This window comes from Burkholderia sp. 4M9327F10 (assembly GCF_005503145.1).
Lineage (GTDB): Bacteria > Pseudomonadota > Gammaproteobacteria > Burkholderiales > Burkholderiaceae > Paraburkholderia.
In genome coordinates, this window is the sequence record NZ_SCNV01000010.1 from 92,838 (window position 1) to 111,301 (window position 18,464).

The following is an 18,464-nucleotide window of genomic DNA, read 5'->3' on the forward strand; positions in this document are numbered from 1 at the left end:
AGGCGTCTTGCAGTCACGAAAAAAGACCCCACCTGCGGCCCTTCCCCACGGCGCTCAGAACCGCTGTCTTACAGCCTGCCGCGCGCCTGTAGGACGCTGTCAGGTAGCCGTAACAGCAGTCTTGAAAAGTCGTTATAGTAGCAGGTTTAGCCTCTTCCTCTTTCCGCCAGGTAATGGCCAGGTATTGGATCAACGCGTGGAACAAATCCGTATCCGTGGGGCCCGTACCCACAACCTGAAGAACGTCAGTCTCGACCTGCCGCGCCACAAGCTCATCGTGATTACGGGCCTGTCGGGCTCAGGCAAATCGTCGCTTGCCTTCGACACGCTCTACGCGGAAGGGCAACGGCGCTACGTCGAAAGTCTCTCCGCCTACGCCCGGCAATTCCTGCAACTGATGGAAAAGCCGGACGTCGACCTGATCGAGGGCTTGTCCCCCGCCATTTCGATCGAGCAGAAGGCCACTTCGCACAATCCGCGTTCCACGGTCGGCACGGTCACGGAGATCCACGACTACCTGCGCCTGCTGTACGCGCGAGTCGGCACGCCCTATTGCCCGGACCACGAGATCCCGCTGGAGGCGCAAAGCGTCTCGCAGATGGTGGACGCCGCGCTCGCGCTGCCCGAAGACACCAAGCTGATGATCCTGGCGCCCGTGGTGGCGAACCGCAAGGGCGAGCACGTCGAGCTGTTCGAGGAAATGCAGGCGCAGGGCTTTATCCGCTTTCGCGTGCGCTCGGGCGGCGGCACGGCCAATGAAGAGGTCGCAACGATCTACGAAGTGGATTCGCTGCCCAAGCTGAAGAAGAACGACAAGCATACGATCGACGTCGTGGTCGACCGCCTGAAAGTGCGCGCCGACATGAAGCAGCGCCTGGCCGAATCGTTCGAAACCGCGCTGCGCCTCGCCGACGGCCGCGCCATTGCGCTGGAAATGGACACCGACAAGGAGCATCTGTTCAGCTCCAAGTTCGCCTGCCCGATCTGCTCGTACTCGCTGCAGGAACTCGAGCCGCGCCTGTTCTCGTTCAACAACCCGATGGGCGCGTGCCCGGAGTGCGACGGCCTGGGCCAGATCACGTTCTTCGATCCGAAGCGGGTGGTGGCGCATCCCTCGCTGTCGCTGGCGGCAGGCGCCGTGAAGGGCTGGGACCGGCGCAACCAGTTCTACTTCCAGATGCTGCAAAGCCTCGCGGCGTTCTACGAGTTCGATATCGACGAGGCCTTCGAGGACCTGCCGGAAAAGGTCAGGAAGATCCTGCTGTACGGCTCGGGCAAGCAAACCATTCCGTTCTCGTACATCAACGAGCGCGGCCGGGCATCGGTGCGCGAGCATGTGTTTGAAGGGATCATCCCCAATCTGGAGCGCCGTTACCGCGAGACCGATTCGGTCGCGGTGCGCGAAGAGCTCGCCAAGTACCAGAACAACCAGGCCTGCCCCGCCTGCGAAGGCACGCGCCTGCGCCGTGAAGCGCGTTTCGTGCGCATCGGCGCGGACGGCGATGCGCGCGGCATCTACGAAATCAGCGGCTGGCCGTTGCGCGATGCGCTCGGCTATTTCCAGACCTTGCGCCTGGAAGGCTCGAAGCGCGAGATCGCCGACAAGGTGATCAAGGAAATAGTCGCGCGGCTGATGTTCCTGAATAACGTCGGGCTCGACTATCTGTCGCTCGAGCGCAGTGCCGAAACGCTTTCGGGCGGCGAAGCGCAGCGCATCCGGCTGGCGTCGCAGATCGGCTCGGGGCTTACGGGCGTCATGTACGTGCTGGATGAGCCGTCGATCGGCCTGCACCAGCGCGATAACGACCGTCTGATCTCCACGCTGAAGCACCTGCGCGATCTGGGCAACTCGGTGATCGTCGTCGAGCACGACGAGGACATGATCCGCATGGCCGACTACGTGGTCGACATGGGGCCGGGCGCCGGCGAGCACGGCGGCATGATCATCGCGGAAGGCACGCCTCAGGAAGTGGAGGCCGATGCGGGCTCGATCACCGGCCAGTACCTGTCCGGCGCGCGCACCATCCAGTATCCGGACGAGCGCAAGGAGCCGGACGAACGGCGCCTGCGCATCGTCGAGGCGTACGGCAACAACCTGCAGCGCGTCACGCTCGATCTGCCGGTGGGCCTGCTCACCTGCATCACCGGCGTTTCCGGCTCGGGCAAGTCCACGCTGATCAACGACACGCTGTACCACGCGGTTGCGCATCACCTGTACGGCTCGTCGGCCGAGCCGGCGCCGTACGAGGCGATCGAAGGGCTCGAGCACTTCGACAAGGTCATCAACGTCGACCAGTCGCCGATCGGCCGCACGCCGCGCTCGAATCCGGCCACCTATACGGGTCTTTTCACGCCGATCCGCGAGCTGTTCGCGGGCGTGCCGGCTTCAAAGGAACGCGGCTACGATCCGGGCCGCTTCTCGTTCAACGTCAAGGGCGGCCGCTGCGAGTCCTGCCAGGGCGACGGCGTGCTGAAGGTGGAAATGCACTTTCTGCCCGACGTGTACGTGCCGTGCGATGTTTGTCACGGCAAGCGCTACAACCGCGAAACGCTCGACGTGCAGTACAAGGGCAAAAACATCAGCGAAGTGCTGGAACTCACCGTCGAGAGCGCCTACGAGTTCTTCAAGCCGGTGCCGGTCGTGGCGCGCAAGCTGAAAACCTTGCTGGACGTGGGTCTTGGCTATATTCGCCTGGGCCAGTCGGCCACTACGCTGTCGGGCGGCGAAGCCCAGCGTGTCAAACTTTCGCTGGAACTGAGCAAGCGCGACACGGGTCGCACGCTATACATTCTCGACGAACCGACCACCGGTCTGCACTTCCACGATATCGCCCTGTTGCTCGAAGTGATTCATCGTTTACGCGATCAGGGCAACACGGTGGTGATCATCGAGCATAATCTGGATGTAATCAAAACTGCCGACTGGCTGATCGACCTCGGCCCCGAAGGCGGCGCCGGCGGCGGCCAGATCATCGCCCAAGGCACGCCGGAGCAGGTGTCGAAGTCGAAGGCAAGTTTTACCGGTCGATATCTGGCGCCGCTGCTCAAGCGCGACGCCGCCAAAAAGTAATGCTGCAAACCCTGGGTTGGAGATGGAAATAGGCCATGACCAAGCGTAACGAGGCGCCCGAAGATGGGCAGGTGCAGGATCTGCGCCCACGCCCGGTCAGGCTGACGAGCGATATGAGCCTGCCCAAGCTGTCGGCAGTCGAGATCGGCAGCTATCTGCTGATGCTGTTCGGCATGTGGGCAGTGCTGAACCTGCGGCTGCTCGGCGCCTTGCTGGCCGGGCTGCTGGTGTATCAGCTCATCCAGACGATTGCGCCACGCATCGAAAAGCACATGTCCAGCCAGCGCGCGCGCTGGCTCTCGGTGGTGATCCTGGCGGTGGTGATCGTCGGCGGCCTGACGCTGCTCGTGATCGGCATCATCGATCACTTCGAGGGGGATGTGCCTAACGTGCAGGTGCTGCTCGACCAGGCCATGCAACTGATCGACGAGGCTCGCGGCCGGATTCCGCAGTTCGTCGCCAACTATCTGCCGGTGGATACCGACCAGATGAAGGCGCGCGCCACCGAGCTGATGCAGACCCATGCGGGCATGCTGCAGCAAGGCGGCAAGAATGCGGCGCGGGTCTTTACGCACATCCTGATCGGCATGATCATCGGCGCGATTATCGCGGTCGGCGCGCAGAAGCATATGCAGCGGCTGCCGCTGTCCACCGCGTTCGTGACCCGCGTGACGCGTTTTGCCGACGCCTTCCGCCGCATCGTGTTTGCTCAGGTGAAGATTTCGGCCATCAACGCGGTTTTCACCGGCATCTTCCTGCTGGTGATCCTGCCCATCTTCCACGACCGGCTGCCGCTCTCCAAGACGCTGGTGCTCGTCACGTTTATCGTCGGCTTGCTGCCGGTAATCGGCAATCTGATCTCGAACACGATCATCGTCGCGGTGGCGCTCTCGGTGAGCTTTCCGGCTGCGGTGATGTCGCTGGTGTTCCTGATCCTGATCCACAAGCTCGAGTACTTCCTGAACGCACGGATTGTGGGCGGCCAGATCGAGGCGCGTGCGTGGGAATTGCTGGTGGCAATGCTGATCATGGAAGCCGCGTTCGGCATCCCCGGCGTGATTGCCGCGCCGATCTTTTATGCGTATATCAAGCGGGAGCTGATCTATCTGCGGCTGGTGTAAAAGCCGCCTGCGGGGCGCCGGCTCGCTCGCATGCTGACGCTTCGCTCCATGAAAAGGCCGCCAGTCGCAATGACTGGCGGCCTTTATTTTTCCCAGTTGCGTTGGGTCAGCCCGCCGCTTAGCGGAACACCACCGTCTTGCTGCCGTTCAGCACGATGCGGTGCTCGACATGCCACTTCACCGCCCGCGCGAGCGTCACGCACTCGACGTCGCGGCCGATCGCCGTGAGCTGATCCGGCGTCATGCTGTGGTCGACCCGCGCCACTTCCTGCTCGATGATCGGACCTTCGTCGAGATCGGTCGTCACGTAGTGCGCGGTCGCGCCAATCAGCTTCACGCCGCGGTCGAACGCCTGGTAATACGGCTTCGCGCCCTTGAAGCTCGGCAGGAACGAATGGTGAATATTGATCGCGCGGCCCGCGAGGTGCTCGCACAACTGCGGCGAGAGAATCTGCATATAGCGGGCGAGCACCACCAGGTCGGCCTTGTGCTCGTCGATCACTTCAAGCACGCGCGCTTCCTGAGCCGCCTTGCCCGCTGGCGTCGACGCCAGCAGCGGGAAGTGGTGGAACGGAATGTCGTAGCTCGCGGCGAGTTGATAGAACTCCTTGTGGTTCGAGATGATCGCGGGAATCTCGATGCCCAGCTGACCGGTGCGGTAGCGGAACAGCAGGTCGTTCAGGCAATGGCCGATCTTCGAGACCATGATGACCACGCGCGGCTTCACGTTGGCGTCGTGCAGCTCCCAGCGCATGCCGAACTCGTCGGCGAGCGTGCTGAACGCGGTGCGTAGCGCCTCCAGACCGGGATCGCCGCCCACCTGCTGGAAATGCACACGCATGAAGAACTCGCCCGTATGGCTGTCGCCGAACTGCGCCGAGTCGAGAATGTTGCTGCCGCGCTCGAACAGAAAGCCCGATACGGCATGCACGATGCCGGGCCGGTCGGCGCACGACAGTTTGAGAATAAAGCTGTGATCGGTCGACATGACCTGGGTGACTCCCTTCTTCAATGCGTAATTTGTTGCTTGGGCTAGGCGGCGGCCGGCGGCTCGAACAGCGTGTCGATTCCCACGCAGTCCTGCGCATCTATCCAGCGGTGGCGCAGCAGGCAATCGAGCGTCGCGAGGCTGGCATCCACCGTCATGGCGTCCTCTTCGATCCAGCGCGCCACTTCATCGATACGCGCCAGCCGGTGTTCGCCTACTTCACCGTCCTGATTGCGCGGCGCGAAATCGGCGGGCAACGCCAGGTCGTAGACGAAAATCTGCTCGGCCTGGGTGCCTTCCGGCAGCGATTGCAGCACATGCACCGTCCGCCCGGCCGCAGCGCGTGCGGCGATTGCTTCGGGAATGCCGGCTTCTTCCCAGCATTCCTTGACGATGGTCGCTTCGATACCGAAACCCCAGCCTATCCCGCCCGCCACCACGTTATCCAGCATGCCTGGATCGGTTGCCTTGGTGTCGCTGCGGCGCGCAATCCACAGTTGCGGCGCGCCATCCGCGTATTCTACGACGCCGTTCAGATGCACCGCGTAGGTCATCGTGCCGAAGAAGCGCGACGCGGCGCGTTCGATATAGGCGAGCGGCGGTGCGTCGAAGGCATTGCGGATCGCGTAGGTTTCATCGCGCCAGCCGGGAATGCGGCCGTCCGCGGCCAGCGCGCCGATCACGGCGCCCAGCGCCGCGCTGCGCAGGTCCAGCGTGTTAAAGCGCGCGGATAACGTCACGCGCGCCGCATCGATATCGAAAACATCCGGCCAGCGGACCAGCAACGGCACATCCGTCGCGCGAATCCAGCCGACCTGCTGGCCGTCGATCCAGAACGGCCGGTGCGCGTGCGCATCGAAGCGGCGCGCCTTGGTGATACAGGGCAAACTCATGAATGCTCCAACTGCTCGGAAACTGCGCGAAAACTGCGCGGACGCGCTTAATCGCGCAACGCGACCCGAATGCCGATTGCGATAAAGGTTGCACCGGCAAGGCGGTCAAGCCACACGCCCACGCGCGGGCGGCGCTTCAGCCAGCCGCCGATCATCCCGGCACACACGCCGAACAGCGAAAACACCACCACCGTCTGCAGCATGAACAGCACGCCCAGTTCGAGCATCTGCAGCGTCACGCTCTGCACGCCATGCGGCTCGATGAACTGCGGCAGGAACACGAGAAAGAACAGCGTCACCTTGGGGTTCAGCATGTTGCCGAACACGCTCTGGCGGAACACGGACCACAGCGGCTGCGCCGGACGCTCATGAGCTGTGGCGAGACCTTGACTGCGCAATGCCTTGATGCCGATCCAGATCAGATAAGCGGCACCCGCGTACTTGATGGCCTGAAACGCCAGCGGCGACGAGCGCAGCAACGCGGCGACACCGAGCGCAGCGAGCGTGGTGTGAAACGTGATGCCGGCCGCAAAGCCGAGCGCGGCGACGAGGCCCGCCGCACGCCCCTGCGAAATGCCACGCGCGAGCACCTGGAGGTTGTCGGGGCCGGGCGCCAGCGTGATTGCTATCGAAGTGGCGAGAAACAGCAGGAAATTGGGCATGCTACTTACCTCGTCGCGAATGTTTTGCCAATGCGGTTTTGCGGATGCAGTCTTGCCGATGAATCAAACGATGCTAGTGACCGCCAAACTCGGTCACGGTAAAGAGCGGCAGCCCCGCCGAGCGCAACAGCGCCGAGCCGCCCAGATCCGGCAGATCGATAATCGCCGCGCCTTCGATCACCTCTGCGCCCAGCCGCTCGAGCAATTTCTTGCCGGCCATCATGGTGCCGCCGGTTGCGATCAGATCGTCGACGATCACAATGCGGTCGCCCGTCGAGCACGCGTCTGCGTGAATCTCGACGGTCGCCTTGCCGTACTCGAGCTCGTACGATTCGGACTCCGTCTTGTACGGCAGCTTGCCCGCCTTGCGGATTGGAATAAAGCCCACGTTCAGTTCATAAGCCAGCACCGGCCCGATAATGAAGCCGCGCGCATCGAGGCCCGCGATGTAGTCGAGCTTCGCGTCGATATAACGCTGCACGAACAGGTCAATCAGCACGCGAAAGGTTCTCGGATGCTGCAGTAGCGGCGTGATATCGCGGAACTGCACGCCGGCCTGGGGCCAGTCGGGCACGGTGCGAATCTGGCTTTTGACGAACGCAGCCGCGTCGAGCGGCGCGCTCGCAAGCGCGTTGGACATGATGACTCCAGATGGATCCGCAGGGATCCGGGTAAAAGACTGAACAATCTCGCGCGGCGGCGCGACGCTTCCGCCTAGACGGCGGCCGCACCACCCCGGCGATGCCGCAACAGCCGTTCCTCGGCTTCGGCAAGCGCCTCGGGCAAGCCGCGCAGCACGACGATGTCGCTCGCGCGCAGCTTGGTCGACGGGTCCGGTTCCACACCGCGAATGCCGTGGCGGCGGATCGCCGTCACCTCGACGCCCAGCTCGAACAGCCCCACCTCCGCCAGCGTGCGGCCCACCGCGTCCGAGTTCTCGTCGACCGGCACCGATTGTAGTCGCACCTGCTCGTGACTGTCGTCGTCGCCCACGTCGTCGGCGCCGTGGAAGTAGCCGCGCAGCAGACTATACCGCTCGTCGCGCATCTCTTCGACGCGCCGCACCACCCGCCGCATCGGCACGCCCATCAGCACCAGCGTATGCGAGGCGAGCATCAGGCTGCCTTCGACGATCTCCGGGATCACCTCGGTCGCACCGGCGGCGAGCAGTTTTTCGAGGTCGGCGTCGTCCACCGTGCGCACAATCACAGGCAGCGTCGGCTCGAGTTCGTGGATGTTGTGCAGCACCCGCAACGCCGACGGCGTATTGGCATACGTGATCGCCACCGCCGCCGCCCGGTGAATCCCGGCCGCCAGCAGCGACTCGCGCCGCCCGGCGTCGCCGAACACCACGGACTCGCCCGCCGCCGCAGCCGCCGCCACCCGGTCCGGGTCGAGGTCGAGCGCGACATAGGAGAGCCCTTCGTGTTCGAGCATGCGTGCAAGATTCTGCCCGGCCCGCCCATATCCGCAGATGATCGTATGGCCGCTTTGCTTCAGGCTTTGGGTAGCGATCCGCGTCATCTGCAAGGACTGCATCATCCATTCAGTCGAAGACAGCCGCAGCACGATGCGGTCCGCGTTCTGGATCAGGAACGGTGCGGCCAGCATCGACAGCAGCATCGCGGCGAGAATCGCCTGCAGGAACGTGGCGTCGACCAGATGCTTGTCGAGAATCAGGTTCAGCAGCACGAAGCCGAATTCGCCGGCCTGTGCGAGACCAATGCCGGTGCGCATCGCCACCCCGGGCGAGGCGCCGAACAGGCGCGAGAGCGCCGTGACCATGATCAGCTTCAGCAGCATGGGGCCGATCAGGAACGCCAGCACGATAAACGGATGCTTCCAGATCACCACCGGATTGAGCAGCATGCCGGTGGTCACGAAGAAGAGCCCAAGCAGCACGTCGCGAAACGGTTTGATGTCTTCTTCCACCTGATGCCGGTACGGCGTCTCGGCGATCAGCATGCCGGCAATGAACGCACCGAGCGCGAGCGAAAGGCCGAACTTGTCCGTGATGAACGCCGCGCCGAGCGTGACGAGCAGCAGGTTCAGGATGAACAGCTCCTGCGAACGGCGCCGCGCCACCACATTGAACCAGCGCGTCATGAACTTCTGCCCGACGATCAGCAGCAAGGCCAGCGCGACGACAATCTTCACCGCGGCGAGGCCGAGCGCTGTCATCAGGCTGCGCGAGTCGCCACCCAGCGCCGAGATAATAATCAGCAGCGGCACCACCGCCAGATCCTGGAACAGCAGCACACCGAAGATATTGCGGCCGTGCTCGGTTTCGATCTCCAGCCGCTCCGCCAGCATCTTGCTGACGATAGCCGTGGACGACATGGCCAGTGCCCCGCCCAGCGCGACGCTGCCCTGCCACGTGATATGCACCCAGCGCTCCAGCACGAAGCCCAACCCCACCGCAACGACAACCGTGCCGATCACCTGCAGGAGGCCGAGTCCGAACACCAGCCGGCGCATCGAACGCAGTTTGGAGAGCGAAAACTCCAGCCCGATCGAGAACATCAGGAACACCACGCCAAACTCAGCCAGGTTCTGCGCGCCTTGCGAATCCGGAACCAGGCCGAACGCGTGCGGCCCGACGATGATGCCCACCGTCAGGTAGCCGAGCATGGGCGGCAGGTTCAGGAAACGGAAAACGACGACGCCCGCCACCGATGCCAGCAGCAGGAACAGCGTCATTTCGAGCGGGGAAATCATCGGAAAGCGTCCTGGTTCGTCGACATAACCATCGCACGCGAACCGCCGTGCGACAAGGTTGAGGGGCCGGTGAGGGCAGCGGCTGGGCACGGTAGGCCCGGCGCGGCGAACAAACGCCTTTTGCTATACTCCGCGCATGATAGCGAAAATCAATGGCGACCGGGCACTCGCGCTCGCTCGCGACGTACTAGACATCGAAGCGGACGCCGTGCGCGCGCTTCGTGAACAACTCGACGATGGCTTCGTCGAGGCGATTGACTTCATCCTTAGCTGCCGTGGGCGCGTGGTCGTCTCCGGCATCGGCAAGTCCGGCCACGTGGCCCGCAAGCTGGCGGCGACGTTCGCCAGCACCGGCACGCCCGCCTTCTTCGTGCATCCGGCCGAAGCCAGTCATGGCGACCTCGGCATGGTCACGGCGGACGACGTGTTCGTGGCCATGTCCAATTCCGGCGAATCCGACGAGCTGATTGCGATCCTGCCGCTCGTCAAGCGCCTCGGCGCCAAGCTGATCGCGATCACCGGCAAGCCTGCCTCCAGCCTCGCGCAACTGGCCGACGTGCATCTGAATGCCGGGGTCGCCAAGGAAGCCTGCCCGATGAATCTCGCCCCCACCGCCAGCACCACCGCCGCGCTCGCGCTCGGCGACGCGCTCGCGGTAGCGGTGCTCGACGCACGCGGCTTCGGCCCGGACGACTTTGCCCGTTCGCATCCCGGCGGCGCGCTCGGCCGGCGTCTGCTCACCTATGTGCGCGACGTGATGCGCACCGGCGACCAGGTGCCGATGGTGATGCCCGAGTCCACCGTGCGCGATGCGCTGTTCCAGTTGACGGCCAAGCGCATGGGCATGACGGCGATTGTCGACGAGAACCAGCACGTCAAAGGCATCTTCACGGACGGCGACCTGCGCCGCGTGCTCGAACGCAGCGGCGACTTCCGCGAGCTGTCGATCGCCTCGGTGATGACACCTGGCCCGCGTACCATCGGTCCGGATCAACTGGCAGTCGAAGCGGTGGAACTGATGGAGCGCCACCGGATCAATCAGATGCTGGTCGTCGACGAAGCGGGCAAGCTCATCGGCGCGCTCAACATGCACGACCTCTTCTCCAAGAAGGTGATCTGATGGCCGCCGCGCCCCTTACCGCCACCGAACGCGCACGCCGCGTCAAGCTGATGATTTTCGACGTCGACGGCGTGCTGACCGACGGCGGCCTGATGTTTACCGCCGAGGGCGACACCATGAAGTCGTTCAACTCGATGGACGGCCACGGCGCGAAGCTGTTGCGCGAAGCCGGCATCGATACGGCGATCATCACCGGGCGCAAGTCGGGCATCGTCGCAGTGCGGGCCAAGGAACTGAAGATCACGCATCTGTATCAAGGCATCGAAAACAAGCCCGAAGCGTTTGCCGACCTGCTCAGGCAGACCGGCCTCACGGCTGAAGAATGCGGCTATATGGGCGACGACTGGGTCGATCTCGGCGTGATGCTGAAGGTCGGCTTTGCTGCGGCGCCGGCCAATTCGCATCCGGAAGTGATCGCCCGCGCCCACTGGGTCAGCGAAGCGCGTGGCGGCCACGGCGCGGTTCGCGAAGTGTGCGATACCTTGCTGCGCGCGCAGAACAAGTACGACTCCCTGCTCGCGGCCGCGTGCAGCGGCGGTCAGCAGCAGGGCCTTGTCGGATGAATCAGTTCCGCTTTACTTCGCTGATCCCCCTCGTCGCCATGGCGGCGCTTGCCGGCATCACGTGGTGGCTGCTGCAGGCTACCGCGCCGCCGCCGCACGAAGGTGAGATCAAGCCGAAGGAACACACGCCCGACTACTTTGCCGACAATTTCTCGGTGTCCGAACTGGATCAGTCGGGCGCCACGCAGTACCGGCTGACCGCCTCGAGCCTCATCCATTATGAGGACAATGAACTGAGCGATCTGGTCAAGCCGGCGATCCGCGCCTTCCAGCCGGGCAAACCGATCGTCACGGCAACCGGCGACACCGGCACGGTGAATGGCGACGCCTCGATCGTCGACCTGTACGACCACGCCCGCATCCTGCGCGCCGCCGGCGACGGCGATCCGGCGATGCAGGCTGATTCCCAGCATTTTCGGGTGCTGGTCAACGACGATGTGATCGAGACCGAAAAGCCGGTTAAACTTCAGCGCGGCCTGTCAGTCATGACGGCCAGCGGCATGAACTACAACAATGTCACCCGGGTAATGCAGCTGTTCGGCAACGTCCGTGGCGCGATCGCCGCGTCCGACTCGTCAGGCGGCTCCCTGAAGCAACCCGGGTAATTCAATCCAGCGTGACTGCATGAACGAATCGTTCCCCCGTTTTGATACCGGCCGCTCGCGCGCCTTGTCCGCGTGCCGCGCTGGACTTGTTGCGCTGCTGGTCGCGTTGCCGCTCGCCGGCATGGCGCCGCCGGCGCACGCCGAACGCGCCGACAAGGACAAGCCGCTCAATATTGAAGCGGACAACATGACTTATGACGACCTGAAGCAGGTCAACATCTTCACCGGCCACGTGGTCGCCACCAAAGGCACCATCGTCATCAAGGCCGACCGGGTCGAAGTGACGCAGGATCCGCAGGGCTATCAGTACGCCACCGGTACCTCGAGCGGCGGCAACCTGTCGTATTTCCGCCAGAAGCGCGAAGGTCTGGACGAATACGTCGAAGGCACCGCCATCCGCATCGACTACGACGGCAAGCAGGATCTCACCACGCTGACCACCGACGCCACGGTGAACCGCCTGCAAGGCCTCTCCACCGTGATGGATACGGTCCACGGCAGCGTCATTACCTATGACGGCCAGAACGACTTCTATACCGCCAAGGCGGGCAAGGACGTCGCCGGCCCCGGCAACCCGACCGGCCGCGTGCGCGCCATGCTGTCGCCGCGCAACGGCGGCGCCGCGCCGCTCACCGGCGCCTCGGCCACGCTCGCGCCGTCCACCACGCTCCAGGGAGCCCCGGCCCAGTGAACTCAGTGAATTCGCCCTCCCTCCCCCATCGCAAGCCGGCTGGGACCAGCAGTTCGCTGGTAGTTCGCAACCTGAAGAAGCGCTATGGTTCGCGCACCGTCGTCAAGGACGTCTCGCTCGACGTCAAGAGCGGCGAAGTGGTCGGCCTGCTCGGCCCGAACGGCGCCGGCAAGACCACCTCGTTCTATATGATCGTGGGTCTGGTGCCGCTCGACGCGGGCGAGATCGACCTCGACGGCAAGTCGATCAGCCTCTTGCCCATCCACAAGCGCGCCTCGCTCGGCCTGTCGTATCTGCCGCAGGAAGCCTCGGTGTTCCGCAAGCTCACGGTCGAAGAAAACATTCGCGCCGTGCTGGAACTACAGCTTGACGAAAACGGCAAGCGCCTCGACAAGGACACCATCACCACACGCACGGAAGCCCTGCTCGACGAACTGCAGATCGCCCACCTGCGTGGCAATCCGGCTTTGTCGCTGTCGGGCGGCGAACGCCGGCGCGTGGAAATTGCCCGTGCGCTCGCCACCAACCCGAGCTTCATCCTGCTCGACGAACCGTTCGCCGGCGTGGACCCGATTGCTGTTCTGGAAATCCAGAAGATCGTTAAATTCCTCAAGCAGCGCAACATCGGCGTGCTGATTACGGACCACAACGTCCGTGAAACGCTCGGCATCTGCGATCATGCGTACATCATCAGCGACGGCAGCGTGCTGGCCGCCGGCGCGCCTGGCGACATCATCGAAAACGAAAACGTGCGGCGCGTCTACCTGGGCGAGCACTTCCGCATGTAAGCACGAGGGGGCTTAACCGGCGGCATCCCCTGCCGCCCACCCCTTGGCCCCTTGCTCCGGCAGCCTTGCGCTATTTTTGACGCGACAGGCCGCCTTCTCCCCCGCAGACCCAACAATCTGGGCGCGCTCGTTATTGCGAATGCCGCAAGGTATCGCGGTCGTGGCAAACTCTTTACAATGAATCTCAACTTGCCATGAAAGCCAGCCTACAACTCCGCCTGTCGCAGCATCTTGCGCTGACCCCTCAACTTCAACAGTCCATCCGGCTGCTGCAGTTGTCTACGCTCGAACTGCAGCAGGAGGTCGCGATGGCGATCTCCCAGAACCCCTTGCTCGAAAACGAGGACGACTGGATCGCCAGCCCGCTACGGGTCGCTGCGGACGGCTCGGTGATCGCCCAGACACCGAATAACGCGGCGCCCGAGCAACTGGGCAGCGGCACCTCTTCCTCGTCCACCAGCACCAGCGAGCGTGCCGAAAACGGCGAGCCGCAGGGCGTGGACGAGTACAACGGCCTCGCCGCCGACGGCAACGGCGACTCCACCCAGTGGAATCTGGACGACTACGGCCGCTCCGGCACCGCCTCCGACGACGACGACCTGCCGCCGCTGCAGATTCATGAGTCAAGCACCTCGCTGCGCGACCACCTGATGGCGCAGTTGCGCGTCACCCAGGCGAGCCCGCGTGACCGGGCACTGATCACCTTCCTGATCGAATCCCTCGACGACGACGGCTATCTGACCGCGACGCTCGACGAAGTGCAGGCCGACCTGCCCGAAGAGCTCGAAGTCGACCTGGACGAACTGAACGCGGCGCTCGCGCTGCTGCATAGCTTCGATCCGTCCGGCGTCGGCGCACGTTCGGCTTCCGAGTGCCTGAAGCTGCAGTTACTGCGCCTCGAAGCCTCGCCGACCCGAACGCTCGCGCTCGACATTGTGGCCCACCATCTGGAGCTGCTTGCCGCGCGCGACTTCACACGCCTGCGCAAGCACCTGAAGGCCGGCGACGACGACCTGCGCGACGCGCATGTGCTGATCCGCTCGCTCGAGCCGTTTCCGGGCGCCGCCTACGGCAAGGCCGAGGCCGACTACGTTGTGCCTGACATCATGGTGCGCAAGACGGGCCAGGGCTGGCAGGCCGAGCTCAATCCCGAGGTCGTGCCGAAACTGCGGATCAATCACCTGTACGCCAACATTTTGCGGAACAACCGCGGCGACCCCGGCAGCGGCTCGTTGCGCCAGCAACTTCAGGAAGCCCGCTGGCTGATCAAAAATATCCAGCAGCGCTTCGAGACCATCCTGCGCGTGGCGCAAGCCATTGTGGAGCGTCAAAAGAGCTTTTTTGTGCATGGCGAAATTGCCATGCGGCCCTTGGTTTTGCGGGAAATTGCTGATACGCTGGGCCTACACGAATCAACTGTCTCGCGTGTGACAACCGGTAAATACATGCTGACCCCATTCGGGACGCTTGAATTTAAGTACTTCTTCGGATCACACGTTTCGACTGACACGGGCGGCGCGGCCTCTTCCACGGCCATTCGCGCGCTCATCAAGCAACTGATAGGAGCGGAAAACACCAAATCTCCCCTTTCAGACAGCCGCATAGCCGAACTGCTGGCGGAGCAAGGATTCGTGGTCGCACGGCGCACCGTCGCCAAATACCGCGAAGCCCTGAAGATTCCGGCAGTCAACCTGCGCAAGTCTCTGTAGCTGGCCCCCGACCTGTCGCTTCGCGCCAGGCCCCCCGAGGGGGGAAAGGAAACTTGGGGGCGGCCCGGCGTTTCCTTTTGGCCCGTCGCGTTGTGTGGCGGGCATTTTCCGGCCGCTCCGCCCGTAGGCGGACAGGCCGGCCGATGCGACCTGCCAGTAGTCAGTCAACGGGGGATGACACAGGCGAGCCGTCAGATCGACCGGTACTGCCCCATCGTGCGGACCAAGCGGCCACTAGCTTGGAGAAGCACTATGAATCTGCAGATCAGTGGACACCATCTCGAAGTAACGCCAGCGTTGCGAGAATACGTGATCACCAAACTGGATAGGGTGCTAAGACATTTCGATCAGGTGATCGATGGCAGTGTGGTCCTCTCGGTCGACAACCACAAGGAAAAGGAAAAGAGGCAGAAGGTTGAAATCAACCTGCATCTGAAGGGTAAGGACATCTTTGTCGAGAGCTGTGACGGCGACCTGTACGCCGCGATCGATCTGATGATCGACAAGCTCGACCGGCAAGTCATTCGTCACAAGGATCGCCTGCAGGGTCATCAGCACGAAGCGATCAAGTATCAGCCGCTGGCGCCGCAAGTGGAAGTGCCGCCGCAATAAGCAAGATTAGAAGGGTTTTTCCTGAGACAGCTAAACCGCCCGGCAACGGGCGGTTTTTCGTTAGGTGAGGCGAGCGCAAGCTGGCGAGAGCAACCCGTCGCCGCACCGTGCAACGCCGGCGCTATGCGCGGCACTGCACATCGCACTATGATCTACGCATGGCGCGCCGCACCATCCATGGTCGCGCTGTTCTATAATGGGCCGGTTACCATCGGGGTCAATCGGGGTTATTCAGCGGGAGTCCTGCGTTTTCGGGCTCCCAAGCACATCGCGGTGAGCATCAGTCGAGAATGGAACGCCACTCAAACGCCACAGCGAGGAGTATCCAGGCCACGTTTCCGCCTGCCAACATGAATCGTTTAGCCAAATTTCTTCCCCTCGAAAACGTCGTCGTCGGCCTGTCGGTCACCAGCAAGAAACGCGTCTTCGAGCAAGCGGGCCTGATTTTCGAAAACCAGAACGGCATTGCCCGCAGCACAGTCACTGACAATCTGTTTGCGCGCGAGCGCCTCGGGTCGACGGGTCTTGGCGAGGGTGTCGCGATTCCGCATGGCCGGATCAAAGGCTTGAAGCAGCCGCTCGCCGCTTTCGTGCGCCTCGCCGAACCCATCCCCTTCGAATCGCCGGACGGCCAGCCGGTCTCGCTGCTGATCTTCCTGCTGGTTCCCGAGCAAGCTACCCAGCAACACCTCGAAATTCTCTCGGAAATCGCCCAGTTGCTGTCCGATCGCGAAGCCCGCGAACGGCTGCATACGGAAGAAGACCGCGAAGCATTGCATCGGCTGCTCACTCAGTGGCAACCTTGATGCATCGGCGCCCATCCGCACGTCGGTCCCCCGCCTGCGAGCGGCTGGGTCCTCGTGTCGAATCCGGCTCGCGCCGGCCCATCCGGCTGCGCTGAGGCAGCCGGCGCACGCGGGGCAGCGGCCCACACTGGAGTCACGGACTCATGGATACGTCCAGCATCAACGCCCAAAGCATTTTCGACGACAACGCCGCCATGCTCAAACTGAGCTGGCTGACGGGGCATGAAGGCTGGGAGCGCGGCTTCTCGGCGGAAACGGTCGCCAATGCCACCTCGAGCGCCGACCTTGTCGGCCACCTGAACCTGATCCACCCGAACCGGATCCAGGTGCTCGGCGACGCCGAAGTCGACTATTACCAGCGCCAATCCGAGGAAGACCGCTCGCGCCACATGGCCGAGCTGATCGCCCTCGAGCCGCCGTTCCTCGTGGTGGCAGGCGGAGTGGCCGCGCCGCCCGAACTGGTGCTGCGCTGTACGCGTTCGTCCACGCCGCTCTTCACCACGCCCATGTCGGCCGCCGCCGTGATCGACAGCCTGCGTCTGTACATGTCGCGCATTCTGGCGCCGCGCGCCACGCTGCACGGCGTGTTTCTCGACATCCTCGGGATGGGCGTGCTGCTGACCGGCGATTCGGGCCTCGGCAAGAGCGAACTCGGCCTTGAACTGATCAGCCGCGGTCACGGCCTCGTGGCCGACGACGCGGTGGATTTCGTGCGCCTCGGGCCGGATTTCGTCGAAGGCCGCTGCCCGCCGCTGCTGCAAAACCTGCTGGAAGTGCGCGGCCTGGGCCTGCTCGATATCAAAACCATCTTCGGTGAAACCGCGGTACGGCGCAAAATGAAGCTCAAGCTGATCGTTCAGCTCGTGCGCCGCCCGGACGGCGAATTCCAGCGCCTGCCGCTGGAAAGCCAGACTGTCGACGTGCTCGGCCTGCCTATCAGCAAGGTCACCATTCAGGTGGCGGCCGGCCGCAACCTGGCCGTGCTGGTGGAAGCCGCTGTGCGCAATACGATCCTGCAATTGCGCGGCATCGACACGCTGCGCGACTTCATGGATCGCCAGCGCCTCGCCATGCAGGATCCGGACAGCCAGTTTCCCGGCAAGCTGATCTGAAACCGCTCGGCGTGCCCGGCTGTAGCGGGGCACGCGCGGGGACCAGATGCTATGATGAAACGTACCGATTCAACGACTCCATGCGCATTATTCTGATCACCGGTATTTCCGGCTCCGGCAAATCCGTTGCACTGAACGCGCTTGAAGACGCTGGCTACTATTGCGTCGACAATCTGCCGCCGCGCTTTCTGCCGCAGCTCGCCGCCTATCTCGCGGAAGACGGGCAAGGCCGTCTCGCCGTCGCGATAGACGCGCGCTCGAGCGCCTCGCTCGACGACATGCCCGCGATGATCCGCGACCTGTCACGCGAGCACGATGTGCGTGTGCTGTTTCTGAATGCCAGCACGCAGGCATTGATTCAACGCTTCTCGGAAACGCGCCGCCGCCATCCGCTTTCCGGGTCGGCCTCGCACAACGCCGACGTCGGCCTGCTCACTTCGCTGGAAGAAGCGATTGAGCGCGAACGTGAACTGGTGGCGAATCTGGCCGAATTCGGTCATCAGATCGATACCAGCAACCTGCGCGCCAACGTGTTGCGCGCATGGGTCAAGCGCTTTATCGAGCAGGAGCACAGCGGTCTCGTGCTGATGTTCGAGTCGTTCGGCTTCAAGCGCGGCGTGCCGCTCGACGCCGATTTCGTATTCGACGTGCGCACGCTGCCGAACCCGTACTACGATCATGAATTGCGCCCTCTCACCGGACTCGACAAGCCGGTGATCGATTTCCTCGGCGCCCTGCCCGTGGTGCAGGACATGATGGGCGACATCGAGACGTTCCTCGTGAAATGGCTGCCTCACTTTCGCGACGACAATCGCAGCTACCTGACCGTGGCAATCGGCTGCACGGGTGGCCAGCACCGTTCCGTATTCATTGCCGAGACGCTTGCCGCGCGTCTTGCCAAAGAGGCCAATGTGATCGTGCGGCACCGCGATGCGCCGGTGGATGTCGGCGAATCATCGAAGTTAGTGGCTTAACTGGCCGCATCGCGCGGCCTCAACCCGAAGCG

At 63.4% G+C, this 18,464-nt stretch carries 17 protein-coding genes; 12 read left to right on the top strand and 5 right to left on the bottom strand.

Annotated elements, in window-relative coordinates:
• The first annotated feature begins 196 nt into the window (after positions 1-196).
• Both uvrA and FFS45_RS12655 read left to right on the top strand, forming a co-directional pair.
• Positions 197-3,070, top strand: coding sequence for an excinuclease ABC subunit UvrA (gene uvrA / locus FFS45_RS12650; RefSeq protein ID WP_137954987.1), 2,874 nt, complete (start codon positions 197-199; stop codon positions 3,068-3,070).
• Positions 3,071-3,105: 35 nt separating this feature from the next.
• A complete protein-coding gene (locus FFS45_RS12655) occupies positions 3,106-4,191 on the top strand; it encodes an AI-2E family transporter (RefSeq protein WP_137954988.1) in 1,086 nt (361 codons plus the stop codon).
• 118 nt (positions 4,192-4,309) lie between these two features.
• Here FFS45_RS12655 and purU read toward each other — a convergent pair whose 3' ends face one another.
• The 5 genes from purU to FFS45_RS12680 form a co-directional block, all read right to left on the bottom strand.
• Positions 4,310-5,179, bottom strand: a complete 870-nt coding sequence (gene purU / locus FFS45_RS12660; protein ID WP_137954989.1) for a formyltetrahydrofolate deformylase — start codon at positions 5,177-5,179, stop codon at positions 4,310-4,312.
• A gap of 44 nt (positions 5,180-5,223) precedes the next feature.
• Positions 5,224-6,072: a DUF4743 domain-containing protein gene (locus FFS45_RS12665; protein WP_137954990.1), complete on the bottom strand. Its 849-nt coding sequence runs from the start codon at positions 6,070-6,072 to the stop codon at positions 5,224-5,226.
• Positions 6,073-6,119: 47 nt separating this feature from the next.
• Positions 6,120-6,734, bottom strand: coding sequence for a LysE family translocator (locus FFS45_RS12670; RefSeq protein WP_137954991.1), 615 nt, complete (start codon positions 6,732-6,734; stop codon positions 6,120-6,122).
• 73 nt (positions 6,735-6,807) lie between these two features.
• Positions 6,808-7,374 carry an adenine phosphoribosyltransferase gene (locus FFS45_RS12675; RefSeq protein WP_137954992.1) on the bottom strand — a complete coding sequence of 189 codons (567 nt, stop codon included), beginning with the start codon at positions 7,372-7,374 and terminating at the stop codon, positions 6,808-6,810.
• Between the two features lie 74 nt (positions 7,375-7,448).
• Positions 7,449-9,452 carry a monovalent cation:proton antiporter family protein gene (locus tag FFS45_RS12680; RefSeq protein WP_137954993.1) on the bottom strand — a complete coding sequence of 668 codons (2,004 nt, stop codon included), beginning with the start codon at positions 9,450-9,452 and terminating at the stop codon, positions 7,449-7,451.
• Between the two features lie 136 nt (positions 9,453-9,588).
• Between FFS45_RS12680 and kdsD the strand changes: the two genes are divergently transcribed.
• From kdsD to rapZ, 10 genes are all read left to right on the top strand, one after another.
• The gene (gene kdsD / locus FFS45_RS12685; RefSeq protein ID WP_137954994.1) at positions 9,589-10,572 is read left to right on the top strand and encodes an arabinose 5-phosphate isomerase KdsD; all 984 of its coding nucleotides are present in this window, start codon (positions 9,589-9,591) and stop codon (positions 10,570-10,572) included.
• Entirely contained in the window at positions 10,572-11,135 is a 564-nt protein-coding gene (locus FFS45_RS12690; protein WP_137954995.1) for an HAD family hydrolase, read from the top strand. Before kdsD ends, FFS45_RS12690 begins: the two co-directional genes overlap by 1 nt.
• A complete protein-coding gene (lptC, locus tag FFS45_RS12695; RefSeq protein WP_137954996.1) occupies positions 11,132-11,740 on the top strand; it encodes an LPS export ABC transporter periplasmic protein LptC in 609 nt (202 codons plus the stop codon). Before FFS45_RS12690 ends, lptC begins: the two co-directional genes overlap by 4 nt.
• Positions 11,741-11,759: 19 nt before the next feature.
• Complete coding sequence (lptA, locus tag FFS45_RS12700; RefSeq protein WP_137954997.1) at positions 11,760-12,431, top strand: lipopolysaccharide transport periplasmic protein LptA; 672 nt, start codon at positions 11,760-11,762, stop codon at positions 12,429-12,431.
• 5 nt (positions 12,432-12,436) lie between these two features.
• The gene (gene lptB, locus FFS45_RS12705) at positions 12,437-13,219 is read left to right on the top strand and encodes an LPS export ABC transporter ATP-binding protein (RefSeq protein ID WP_137954998.1); all 783 of its coding nucleotides are present in this window, start codon (positions 12,437-12,439) and stop codon (positions 13,217-13,219) included.
• 194 nt (positions 13,220-13,413) lie between these two features.
• Entirely contained in the window at positions 13,414-14,928 is a 1,515-nt protein-coding gene (locus FFS45_RS12710; protein WP_137954999.1) for an RNA polymerase factor sigma-54, read from the top strand.
• Between the two features lie 252 nt (positions 14,929-15,180).
• Positions 15,181-15,540, top strand: coding sequence for a ribosome-associated translation inhibitor RaiA (gene raiA, locus FFS45_RS12715; RefSeq protein ID WP_090684953.1), 360 nt, complete (start codon positions 15,181-15,183; stop codon positions 15,538-15,540).
• A 290-nt stretch (positions 15,541-15,830) separates the two neighbouring features.
• On the top strand, positions 15,831-16,346 hold the full coding sequence (locus FFS45_RS12720; protein ID WP_137955000.1) for a PTS sugar transporter subunit IIA: 516 nt from the start codon (positions 15,831-15,833) through the stop codon (positions 16,344-16,346).
• A 143-nt stretch (positions 16,347-16,489) separates the two neighbouring features.
• A complete protein-coding gene (gene hprK / locus FFS45_RS12725; protein WP_074263299.1) occupies positions 16,490-17,458 on the top strand; it encodes an HPr(Ser) kinase/phosphatase in 969 nt (322 codons plus the stop codon).
• A gap of 80 nt (positions 17,459-17,538) precedes the next feature.
• Complete coding sequence (rapZ, locus tag FFS45_RS12730; protein ID WP_137955001.1) at positions 17,539-18,432, top strand: RNase adapter RapZ; 894 nt, start codon at positions 17,539-17,541, stop codon at positions 18,430-18,432.
• Positions 18,433-18,464: the final 32 nt, after the last annotated feature.

What these genes read in the sequence shown, in the direction of transcription:
- FFS45_RS12655 (WP_137954988.1), top strand. Translation starts at nt 3,106, where the DNA reads ATGACCAAGCGTAACGAGGCGCCCGAAGATGGGCAGGTGCAGGATCTG.
- purU (WP_137954989.1), bottom strand. Translation starts at nt 5,179, where the DNA reads ATGTCGACCGATCACAGCTTTATTCTCAAACTGTCGTGCGCCGACCGG.
- FFS45_RS12665 (WP_137954990.1), bottom strand. Translation starts at nt 6,072, where the DNA reads ATGAGTTTGCCCTGTATCACCAAGGCGCGCCGCTTCGATGCGCACGCG.
- FFS45_RS12670 (WP_137954991.1), bottom strand. Translation starts at nt 6,734, where the DNA reads ATGCCCAATTTCCTGCTGTTTCTCGCCACTTCGATAGCAATCACGCTG.
- FFS45_RS12675 (WP_137954992.1), bottom strand. Translation starts at nt 7,374, where the DNA reads ATGTCCAACGCGCTTGCGAGCGCGCCGCTCGACGCGGCTGCGTTCGTC.
- FFS45_RS12680 (WP_137954993.1), bottom strand. Translation starts at nt 9,452, where the DNA reads ATGATTTCCCCGCTCGAAATGACGCTGTTCCTGCTGCTGGCATCGGTG.
- kdsD (WP_137954994.1), top strand. Translation starts at nt 9,589, where the DNA reads ATGATAGCGAAAATCAATGGCGACCGGGCACTCGCGCTCGCTCGCGAC.
- FFS45_RS12690 (WP_137954995.1), top strand. Translation starts at nt 10,572, where the DNA reads ATGGCCGCCGCGCCCCTTACCGCCACCGAACGCGCACGCCGCGTCAAG.
- lptC (WP_137954996.1), top strand. Translation starts at nt 11,132, where the DNA reads ATGAATCAGTTCCGCTTTACTTCGCTGATCCCCCTCGTCGCCATGGCG.
- lptA (WP_137954997.1), top strand. Translation starts at nt 11,760, where the DNA reads ATGAACGAATCGTTCCCCCGTTTTGATACCGGCCGCTCGCGCGCCTTG.
- FFS45_RS12710 (WP_137954999.1), top strand. Translation starts at nt 13,414, where the DNA reads ATGAAAGCCAGCCTACAACTCCGCCTGTCGCAGCATCTTGCGCTGACC.
- raiA (WP_090684953.1), top strand. Translation starts at nt 15,181, where the DNA reads ATGAATCTGCAGATCAGTGGACACCATCTCGAAGTAACGCCAGCGTTG.
- FFS45_RS12720 (WP_137955000.1), top strand. Translation starts at nt 15,831, where the DNA reads ATGGAACGCCACTCAAACGCCACAGCGAGGAGTATCCAGGCCACGTTT.
- hprK (WP_074263299.1), top strand. Translation starts at nt 16,490, where the DNA reads ATGGATACGTCCAGCATCAACGCCCAAAGCATTTTCGACGACAACGCC.
- rapZ (WP_137955001.1), top strand. Translation starts at nt 17,539, where the DNA reads ATGCGCATTATTCTGATCACCGGTATTTCCGGCTCCGGCAAATCCGTT.